The 9,623-nt window shown below is 68.3% G+C and carries 7 protein-coding genes and 5 pseudogenes; 7 read left to right on the forward strand and 5 right to left on the reverse strand.

Going from position 1 to position 9,623, the window contains the following annotated elements:
• The first annotated feature begins 437 nt into the window (after nucleotides 1–437).
• From ACFV3E_RS45690 to ACFV3E_RS45710, 5 genes and pseudogenes are all read left to right on the forward strand, one after another.
• Entirely contained in the window at nucleotides 438–1,232 is a 795-nt protein-coding gene (locus ACFV3E_RS45690; protein ID WP_500542344.1) for an IS4 family transposase, read from the forward strand.
• Nucleotides 1,229–1,804 carry a transposase gene (locus ACFV3E_RS45695; RefSeq protein ID WP_500542346.1) on the forward strand — a complete coding sequence of 192 codons (576 nt, stop codon included), beginning with the start codon at nucleotides 1,229–1,231 and terminating at the stop codon, nucleotides 1,802–1,804. The genes ACFV3E_RS45690 and ACFV3E_RS45695 overlap by 4 nt, the downstream gene beginning before the upstream one ends.
• A 371-nt stretch (nucleotides 1,805–2,175) precedes the next feature.
• Nucleotides 2,176–2,580, forward strand: a pseudogene (locus ACFV3E_RS45700) (IS110 family transposase); the annotation flags it as partial.
• A gap of 181 nt (nucleotides 2,581–2,761) precedes the next feature.
• Nucleotides 2,762–3,049: pseudogene (locus ACFV3E_RS45705) on the forward strand (transposase); the annotation flags it as partial.
• 3 nt (nucleotides 3,050–3,052) lie between these two features.
• Complete coding sequence (locus tag ACFV3E_RS45710) at nucleotides 3,053–3,244, forward strand: hypothetical protein (protein ID WP_500542356.1); 192 nt, start codon at nucleotides 3,053–3,055, stop codon at nucleotides 3,242–3,244.
• Nucleotides 3,245–3,261: 17 nt separating this feature from the next.
• On the opposite strand, the pseudogene ACFV3E_RS45715 reads toward ACFV3E_RS45710, so the two are convergent.
• From ACFV3E_RS45715 to ACFV3E_RS45730, 4 genes and pseudogenes are all read right to left on the reverse strand, one after another.
• Nucleotides 3,262–3,929, reverse strand: a pseudogene (locus tag ACFV3E_RS45715) (NAD-dependent epimerase/dehydratase family protein); the annotation flags it as partial.
• Between the two features lie 174 nt (nucleotides 3,930–4,103).
• Nucleotides 4,104–5,453 (reverse strand): hypothetical protein, encoded by a 1,350-nt coding sequence (locus tag ACFV3E_RS45720; protein ID WP_500542348.1) that lies wholly within the window; start codon nucleotides 5,451–5,453, stop codon nucleotides 4,104–4,106.
• Nucleotides 5,454–5,646: 193 nt separating this feature from the next.
• A complete protein-coding gene (locus ACFV3E_RS45725; protein ID WP_500542352.1) occupies nucleotides 5,647–6,375 on the reverse strand; it encodes a methyltransferase domain-containing protein in 729 nt (242 codons plus the stop codon).
• Nucleotides 6,372–6,992, reverse strand: a complete 621-nt coding sequence (locus ACFV3E_RS45730) for a TIGR04282 family arsenosugar biosynthesis glycosyltransferase (protein ID WP_500542354.1) — start codon at nucleotides 6,990–6,992, stop codon at nucleotides 6,372–6,374. Before ACFV3E_RS45730 ends, ACFV3E_RS45725 begins: the two co-directional genes overlap by 4 nt.
• A gap of 624 nt (nucleotides 6,993–7,616) precedes the next feature.
• Between ACFV3E_RS45730 and ACFV3E_RS45735 the strand changes: the two are divergent.
• Nucleotides 7,617–7,784: pseudogene (locus ACFV3E_RS45735) on the forward strand (transposase); the annotation flags it as partial.
• Between the two features lie 175 nt (nucleotides 7,785–7,959).
• Nucleotides 7,960–9,222 (forward strand): annotated as a pseudogene (locus ACFV3E_RS45740) (IS30 family transposase).
• Nucleotides 9,223–9,289: 67 nt separating this feature from the next.
• Here ACFV3E_RS45740 and ACFV3E_RS45745 read toward each other — a convergent pair.
• Nucleotides 9,290–9,623: DUF8189 domain-containing protein (locus ACFV3E_RS45745; protein WP_500542350.1), on the reverse strand; the 334-nt coding region annotated here is incomplete at its 5' end.

Here is a 9,623-nt window from a genome sequence, read left to right on the forward strand (position 1 = left end):
GATGGTGGCAAGCATGGACCGACACCGACCCACCCCATGAGCTCCAGGCCCTGATCGACGCGGTGACCACCGGACACGGCATCGACCTTTACCTCCGGATTTAACGAACTACCGGTAGCGGTCGAGTCGTCGCAGGGTTCCGGGCGGCCAAGCCCCCTGAGCCATCCGGCGGCGGAACAGTCACAGCCATACCTGGAACCCCTGGGTTCCGCCGATCCTACGAGTGACCGGTGCGAACGCATGAAGAAGGTAGGGCGATGGCGTCCCCTCTTGTGCAACACCGTTGCGTTATGCCGTCCAGCGTCTTGTCAAGTTCATGAACGAGAGGACGGGACCCCTGGTAGATCCCTGTGGTGTCGAGCCCAGAGATCGTCGCACCGGAGGTCCCGTTGCCGCGGCATTCTGCCACCCCGCCACCCGTGGCGTCAGCTCACGATGTGTATGCTCCCGGCCACCTGGGAGAGTTGACGCAGGTCATCGACCCGCAGCTGGTTGACGCCGTCCTCGAGGACACAGGCTCGCGTGAGCGGCGCGTGCGGTTGCTGCCTGCGAGGGTGGTGATGTATTTCGTGCTCGCCCTCGCCCTCTTCGAACGCTCGTCCTACCAGGCGGTATGGGACAAACTCGGAGCGGGACTGCACGGGATCGCGGTGGCGCGGCCGTGCGCCTCCTCATTGTCACGAGCCCGGCGCCGACTGGGCAGCGCCCCACTGCGCCGCCTGTTCGAGATCCTGGCCGGTCCGGTGGCCGCCCGGGCACAATCCGGCTCCTTCTACCGCGGTCTGCGGGCGGTCGCGGTGGACGGCACCACCTTGAGCATCCCCGACGAGGAGGCGGTGACCCGGCACTTCCCCAAGCACGGTGGTCAGGTGCTCGAATTCGGCTACCCCCTGCTGCGCCTGGTGGCGCTGGTCGAGTGCGGCACCCGCGCCCTCCTCGGCGCCGCCTTCGGCCCGGACACCACCGGCGAACTCGGCTACGCGCACCGCCTGCTGTCCCACCTGGACGCCTCGATGGTGCTGCTGGCCGACGCCTACTACGACGCATACGACTTCCTGGAGGCAGTAACCGGCACCGGCGCGTCCTTCCTGCTGCGCTCGACCCGCAAGCGGCGCCCAACGGTGCGCCGCACTCTGCTGGACGGCTCCTACCTGACCACCGTCTGCGCCGGGAGATACCAGGCCGGGCGCGGCTACGGCGGCTCGAGGTACGGATCATCGAAGCATGGATGACCATCGAGCTGGCCGACGGCACCCGCCGCACCGAGCTGTGGCGGCTGATGACCAGCCTCCTGGACGCCGAGAGCTACCCCGCCCACGAGCTGATCACCTTGTATCACCGCAGGTGGCAGGCGGAGACCTGCTACTTCTCGTTGAAGTCGACCGTCCTGGGCGGGCGAGTGCTGCGCTCGCGGACGGTCCCTGGGCTCGAGCAGGAGGTCTATGCCCTGCTGACGGTCTACCAGGCGCTCGTGCGGACCGCGGACGACCTGGTCACGGCCCAGCCGGGCCTGTCGGCGGAGCGTGTCAGCCTGATCGTGCTGCTCAACGCCGCCGCTGACCAGATCGTGGCCGCCCGCGGCATCGCCCCGGCCGGTCCGGTGGGCCTCGTCGGGGCGATAGGTCGTGTCGTCCTGGCCGGCCTCCTCCCGGAGATCCGACGCTGGCGGCTGAAAGCCCGCGTCCGCAAGCGCAACAGCAAGTACACGTTCACTACAGGCAAACACCCCAGAACAGCCGAGGCCTACACCCTTCGCTTCGAGATGATCAAGGAAGGCGGCCTTGACACCACCAACAAGGGCTAAACGCAATGGTGTTGCACAAGAAGGGACGCCATCGGTAGGGCAACAGTCATGCCGGGCCCAGAGGCCAACGGCTCCATTGCAGGACCGCGAAAAAGATAACTGTGAGAGTTCTTCTGCGGCCCGGGATGGGTTGCTGCCAGGCTCGGCGTTCGTGATCCGGCATGACTCGCAAAATAAATGGCGCTCCGTCAGGGGCTGCCGTTCCCCCGAGATGTCTGTCGGACGCGGGCGTCGGCCTGGCCCACCCGTTGGCTTGATCAGCAGCTTGTCCGCCTTCCGGCGTGACTCATCACAGTTCCGCCACGCGGTGACTCCACCCAGGCCGACGCCGTCCACGGCCCGTCCGCCCAGAGGAGAACGACCGCGTGACCATGCTCGCAGAACAGATCGACGGCGTCATCGGCGTCGACACCCACCGTGACACCCTCGCCGCAGCCGCCGTCAGCCCCGTCGGCGCCGTCCTGGAGACCACTGACGCACCCGCCCACGGCCGCGGCTACCAACGCCTTCTCGACTTCGCACGCTTGTGCGTGCCCGGCCGACGCTGCTGGGCTCTCGAAGGAACTGGCAGTTACGGCGCAGGCCTCGCTGCCTTCCTCAGTGACGCTGGCGAACGTGTCATCGAAGTCTGTCGCCCCAAGCGGCCGCCGGTCCGCGGAGGACGCGAGACCGACATACTCGACGCCATCCGCGCGGCTCGCGAAGCCCTGGCCACCGAGCACGTCATCCAGCCTCGTGTGCGCGGAGAGCGCGAGGCGATGCGCGTACTCCTGGCCACCCGACAGGGCGCCGTACACGCTTCCACCGCGGCGATCAACCAGCTCAAAGCCCTGATCGTCTCCGCGCCGGACCGTCTTCGCACGGACCTGCGCCGCCTGAGCCGACCAATGCAGGTCGCGCGTTGCGCCGGCCTCCGAGACCGCCCTGCGTTGTCGACCGAGCACCGGATGACCATCCGTGCCATGCGGAGTACCGCGCAACGCATCAGGCATCTACAGGCGGAGGCTCGCGAGTTGGAGAACGAGCCGCTTCAGCTCGTCAGCCACCAGGCGCCACACCTACTGGAACTGCTCGGCGTCGGCCCGATCACCGCACCTCAGATCCTGGTCAGCTGGTCGCACCCAGGCCGGTTTCCGTTCCGAAGCCGCCTTCGCGTCCTTCGCCGGTGTCGCCCCAATCCCGGCCTCCTCGGGCCTGACCAACAAGCACCGGCTCAATCGGGGCGGAGACCGCCAGCTGAACCGCGCCATGCACACAATCACCCTGATCAGGATGCGGCTGGACCCTACAACGAAGACGTACGTCGCCCGGCGCGTCAGCGAGGGCAAGAGCCCCCGCGACGCACAGCGATGCCTCAAGCGCAACATCTGCCGCCAGATCTTCAAGATCCTCGAGCAAAGTAACCAGCCGAGCCTGGAACCGCTTCCTCAAGCAGCTTGACAGGACATAGCAGCCTCGGGGGCCTCGCCCCGGGCCAGGGCGGAGCGGAACAGGGCGGCGACTCCGGCGTACGGGGTGTCGCGGGGCATTCGGGGGCCGTAGACGTTGTGGTAGCGCAGGGAGACGGCGCGGCCCTGGACGGCACGGGCCCAGGAGGCGGCGAGGTGTTCCTGGGCGAGTTTGGTGGCGGCGTAGACGTTGCGGGGGTCGGCGGGGGCGTTCTCGTCGACGAGACCGGGGCTCAAGGGTTCCCCGCAGTGGGGGCAGGGCGGTTCGAAGCGGCCCGCGTCGAGGTCGGAGGGGCGCCGGGGGCCGGGGCGTACGGCACCGTGCCGGGCGCACTCGTTGTGGTCCTCGCCGTAGACGACCATGGACCCGGCGAGCACGAGGCCGCGTACTCCCCGCTTCGCCATGGCGGCGATCAGCACCGCCGTGCCCAGGTCGTTGCAGGCCACGTAGTCCGGGGCATCGGTGAAGTCCTTGCCGAGGCCGACCATGGCGGCCTGGTCGCACACGGCGTCCGCGACGGCGGCGGGGTCGCGCACGTCCCCCCGCCGCCACCGGCCGTGGGGGCGGAGGGGCGCGCGGCCCGGTCCAGAACGCGGACGCCGTGGCCGCAGGAGAGCAGGTCGGTGACGATGTGCGAGCCGATGAAGCCCGCGCCGCCCGTGACGAGTACCAGCATGTTCCGACCGTAGGGCGACGCCGCACCCCGGCGGCGCGGACGCGCGCGCGGGCATCAGGGGTTCGTAAGATCGGGCCCGGGTCATCGTCGATCAGTCAGCCGTCACTGGCGAGCGAGGACATGGCCTGCCGCGCGACAGTGACGCAGGGATATCTCATCTGATGTGGATATGTATCACCACCCGGTGAAGAGGAGGTGGTTGATCAGCAGGGCCGTGGTGGCCTGGGCGATCAGCCAGTGGCGTCGGTGGGTGGTGGGCAGGAGTGCGGTGGCGGCCAGGAGCCAGGTGGCGAACGGCAGCCAGATGCGCTCGGTTTCCGCTTTGCTCATGCCGGACAGGTCGGCGATGGCCAGGGCGAGGAGGGCTGCCAGGACCAGGGCGACGAGGCGATCGGCGGCCGAGTGGTCCGGGGTGCGCAAGCGCCGCAGGGCACCGGGAGTGGCCGCCAGGGTGCGGCGGAGCGCGGCGACCGTGGCGAGGCCTATGACGATGGCGGTGCAGGCGAGGTTGGCCCAGACCCAGTAGCTGTAGGGGCGCACGCCCCCCGCGCCTTGATAGTAGCGCTCGACCAGCAGTCGGTAAGCCTCCCACCAGTTGAATCCAGCCAGAGTGAACGCCAGTGGGACTACCGCCGTGCCGACCAGCAGTAGGGGCAGCGGGCGGGCGGTGCGGGTGATCAGCAGCACGGCGGCGGCGAGGATCGCTATGAGTGTGAGGCCGTAGGAGAGGTAGAAGGTCAGGCCCAGTAGGAGTCCGGAGCCCAGGGTGGCAGCAATGGAGGTGCGGGTGGCGGCGAGGGTGAGCAGAGCGATGGCCCAGGCGGCGACGGCGGTGAAGTAGCCGTCCGCGGATGCGCCCACCCAGATGGCTGCAGGGGCCAGGACGAGGAACGGTGCTGCCCGGCGGGCGGTCTGCTCGTCGGCCAGGGCCCGCACCGTGATCAGGACGGCAGCTGCGGCCGTGGTACCTACCGTGATGCACCAGATACCGGCCCAGGCTCCGGCGCTCAGGCCGATGCGGTCCAGGCCAACGAAGGTGAGGATGGCGGCTGGAGGATGGCCAGCGATGTGCGCGGGCCAGTTGTCGGGGGTGCCGATCAGGATGTGGCGGGTGAAGTCACGCAGTGTGGCAGGGATATTGTCGAAGCGGTCGATCACCTGCAGGTATTCGTTCCTGGTGGTGAGCCTGCGGGCGATGCCCCGGTCCCAACCGTCGATCAACGCCAGCGACCACGTCCAGCCCATTGAGACGGCCCAGGAGCCAAGGACAAGGGCGCGCCAGGGCAGGCGCGCGGCAAGCGCCGGCCCGTAGGCGATGACCGCGATGGCGACAGCGAACGCAGTCGGCGTTCCCGGACCCACGTGCGGAGACCAGGAGGCGAACAAGGGGGGCCACTTGACGTGGAGACTGTGGTCTGTGCGCTGGATGGCCATGCCGGCGAGCACGGCCGCCGTGATGAGAAGGATGCCGTTGACGGCAGCGGTGAGATCACGGCGCTGGCCAGTTCGTATGTCAGGACTCACCCCCGCAGGCTAGGCCGCCGACCAGCGGTCAAGGCCGTGCTCAGGAGTGACGTCAGCGAACCGTAAGCCTTCACGACCACGGCAGAAGCTGCTGTCCTGACACCGGAACCGCGGCCTCCGCAACGCTCCCGTCAGGCTGCTCTACCTTCTTGATCGGGCTGGTCCTCCCTTCAACTCCGCCAGTAATAACCCTCTATCCAGTTACGCCGCTGGTTCGCTCGCTGATCACTTCTTTGATGCCGGAGCAACGTTTGTCCGGGTGCCTCAGGGCCACAAAGGTTCTGTGGCCAGCCGTCCACTGGTCGTCCAGGTGCCAGCCGAGGCGACGCGCGTACCGCAGGAGAGCCGGTGTGCCGACCCGGGCCCACGGGAACGGCATGCCTGCCGTGCCGCGGCCGTCGTCGACACGGACCAGGGTGTGTTCGTCGATGTCGGCCGGGATGGTCTCGGCGATGACAAGCCCGCCCGGGGCCAGGAGCTGGGCGGTCCGTGTGAGCAGCCGGTGCGGGTCACCGCCGATCCCGAGATTGCCGTCCAGAAGCAGGGCTGTGCCCCAACGACCTTCCTTGGGCAGGGGATCAAAGACAGAGCGGCGCAAGGCCGATCCGCCCAGGCCGGTGGTGCGGTCGACGGCGGCCTGGCTGACATCGATACCGAGCACCCGGTGGCCTTGTGCGGCGAGCACGGCGACCAGCCGGCCCGGGCCGCATCCGATGTCCAGCACCGGCCCCTGACAGAGGCGCAGAGCGGACAGGTCCGCGGTATCGGCCGGAGCACACCAGCGGTCGACCTCCAGTGGCAGCAGCTCACCGTCGGCGTCGCGCAGAAACAGCGGGCCGCTTCCGCTGCGGAGTGCCCGCTCGTACGGGCCGTCACCCCAGGAGACGACATCGCAGGCCGCAGCCGGTATGGGAGTAGTCATCGCGCGACCGTCCGGCACAACGTCGCGTGGGTGGCGGCGAAACGGCCGTGCGGCGTGCAGGCCGCGACCTGCGCGGCATCATCGGCGGTGTCCACATCACGCAGCGACGGCAGGTCGCGCACCCGCAGCCCGGCGGAGACCAGGCGGGCACGGTGGACAGCGCCGGTGTCCGACGCGGACATCGGCACCCCGCGCAGCAGCCTGGGATCGGGGGCGGCCAGGCCCAACGCCCAGAAACCGCCGTTATCGGCTGGCCCGAACCAGGCGTCAACTTCCTGCCAGGCACCAGCGAGCACGGGAGCAAGAAGAGCGGGGGTGATCTGCGGGGTGTCCATGCCGATCAACAGCGTGGGACCCTCACACGCGCCCAACGCGGCAGCGAGCCGCTCGTCCAGCCCGCCCGCGCACTGCGGCACCACGTCGAAGCCCGCCGGCAGCCACCGTCCCGGCCTGCCGTCCAAGGCCAGGACCCGCCGCCGCGCGGACACCTGGAGCACCACATCAAGCGTGTCGGCCAGCGCCGCCTCAGCAAGCCGCGCCGCCTCCTGGGGTGTATACGGCGGAGTGAGCCGCGTCTTGACACGCCCCAGCAGCGGCTCCTTCGCGATAACTACCACCGTCACCAAACCCGCCAGCGACTCGGCCCCCAACCGCCCGGTGTCCGGCGAATCTGCCGCTATCGCCGTCACGCCCAAGGCCGTACCGGAAGTCCCGGCCACCGGGTGACGGCCTCGGCCAGCCGAGGGAGACGACCACGCCGCGCCGGATGACACACCTGTACCCGGCGTCGAAGAAGAAGAGTGGATCACGCCCTACACCCTATGGAGGGCAATCCGGCATTTCGGACCCGAGATCCTTACGAAGCAAGGACATCCGCCACCTGCAACAGGACCCACATGGCGAAAGCGATACGGCCGAGAGTGCAGTTGATGGTCGAGTCGATCGGCGGTCAGCCCGAGAAGGCGAGGCGGGCGTAAACCGTTTGCCGTTCAGGTGACGGTAGATGCCACACGTATCCGCGAGCTGGTCGACGATGCCCAGGCCGTAGCCGCCGCCTTCGCCCTGCACGCTGGGACTCGGTGCCGTGGGAGGCATGGGATCGTCATCGTGGACCTCGATGGTCAGGCTCTTACCCTTCCAGCTGAGGCGCGTTGGTGACCAGCTCGGAGACGATGATCAGTGCAGCGTCGGTGTGTCCGCGTGCTAACGGGGTGGCTCCCGGTGTGGACAGCGCGTATGCGGCCAGCTGCTGGGAACCCCGCCGGCTCCGGCTCCGGCTGTTCTCCACCGCCGCGCAACTGGTCACCACCGGCCGCTGCCGCATCCTCCGCCTCGCGGCCCACTGGCCCTGGACAGACCTGATCAACCAGGCCCTACACCGGCTCGCAGCCCTGCCGAACCCAGGCTGACCAGCAACTTCCCGCCCCTACGAACAGCACCACCGACCGGAGCCGTGGAACCCGGCGCCCACCCAACGCGACAGCCGGGCCCACCGCCTGCCCACAACCAGCCCGAACACCGAAACGGCCCGCCAGAAGACTTGAGTTCTAGTGGTCCTCGCAACACCCCAGTCCAAGGGGTGAGATGGACTTCAAGATCCGTGACCGTTCCGTCAACCAGGGGGCGCGTGCGCTCATTGAGGAGCGGCGGCTCTACCTTCAGCTCGTGCAACAGGGTGTGGACTACAAGGAAGCTGCCCGGATCGTGGGTATCGACCCGCGAACGGGCAGGAGGTGGCGCAACGGACGCAACGCGTCGGGCGGCACCGTCGCGGCACTGCCGATCCACCTATCAGGGGCGTCGCCGAAGCCTTCGGCGACGCCCCTGGACCGCCCGTCCAGGTATCTGCGAGAGGTCGATCGCATCCATATCGCCGACCGGCTGCGAGAGAAGGCCACTGTCCGTGTCATCGCCGCTGAGCTGGGCCGCAGCCCCTCCACCATCAGCCGTGAGATCCGCCGCAATCGGCACCCCGTCAATGGCCAGTACCGGCCCCATGCCGCGCAGGCCCGCGCCGACGCCCGCCGGCCCCGCCCAAAGCCAGGCAAGATCGGCCAGAACAGCGAACTGCGGGACTTCATCCAGGACCACCTGACGCTGCGCTGGAGCCCCGAGCAGATCTGCCACGCTCTGCGCAGACGGTTTCCCGACCGGCCGGAGATGCATGTGACCCACGAGACGATCTACCAGGCGCTATACGTCCAGGGCCGCGGACAACTCCGCCGGGAACTGACTCTGGCTCTGCGAACCGGGCGAGCCCTGCGACGCCCCCACCGCCAGTCATACAAGCGCCTGCCCCGCGCGGTCCGAGAGATGGTCATGATCAGCGATCGGCCCGCTGAGGCTGCTGACCGCGCGATTCCGGGGCATTGGGAGGGCGACCTCATCATTGGCAAGCATCACAAGTCAGCGATCGGGACGCTGGTCGAGCGCTCCACTCGCTACGTGATGCTGGTCCACCTTCCGGTCGGCCACAGCGCGGCCGCCACCCGAGACGCTCTTGTCGCAACCATGAAGACGCTCCCACCGCACCTGCAGCGCTCCCTCACCTGGGACCAGGGCTCGGAGATGGCCGCCCACCGCGATTTCACCATCGCCACCGACATCCCGGTCTACTTCTGCAACCCGGCCAGCCCCTGGCAGCACCACGTCGCACAGCACCAGCTCGCCGCTTGACATAGAAGCGTCAACGGCTTGCTCCGCCAATACTTCCCGAAGGGGACCGACCTGTCCCGGCACACCCGCGAGGAACTGGACGCCGTCGCCGCCGAACTCAACAGCCGTCCACGCAAGACGCTCGGCTGGGAAACCCCAGCCGAGCACCTGTCTAAACTACTCGCGGCCTGATCAACCGCCCACGTGTTGCAACGATCCCCAGAATTCGCCTGCCGGAGCTTCTGCCCATCGAGCCTACTCAGGGGCGCAGGGCGCCGGTGATCTGCCCCCATGGAGTGAAGGTGTCGGGGTTGGTGGTGTTCTGTCGGGTCTGCCAGATAGCGCCAGCGGTGTCGACTCCAACGACCTCCACGCTGCCGTCGCTGTTGGTTTCCGCGGCAATGTGAGAGAGGATCTTCTGCGGGAGCGGCGACCATGAAGCGTAGTCGCCCGAGATGGCCTGGCTACGGTGAAAGATCTGCCCGCCCGCGTTGCTTCCGATCAGTTCGAGGTGGCCGTCGTTGTGACGGGCGACTGCGAGTTCGCTCATGAGGGTGTTGCTGGTGTCGGGCATCTGGGTGAGGGTCTGGAAG

The organism is Streptomyces sp. NPDC059718 (assembly GCF_042733315.1).
Taxonomy (GTDB): domain Bacteria; phylum Actinomycetota; class Actinomycetes; order Streptomycetales; family Streptomycetaceae; genus Actinacidiphila.

Coding starts and splice junctions, on each gene's coding strand:
- ACFV3E_RS45725 (WP_500542352.1), bottom strand. CDS start 6,375: ATGACTACTCCCATACCGGCTGCGGCCTGCGATGTCGTCTCCTGGGGT.
- ACFV3E_RS45695 (WP_500542346.1), top strand. CDS start 1,229: ATGACCATCGAGCTGGCCGACGGCACCCGCCGCACCGAGCTGTGGCGG.
- ACFV3E_RS45710 (WP_500542356.1), top strand. CDS start 3,053: ATGCACACAATCACCCTGATCAGGATGCGGCTGGACCCTACAACGAAG.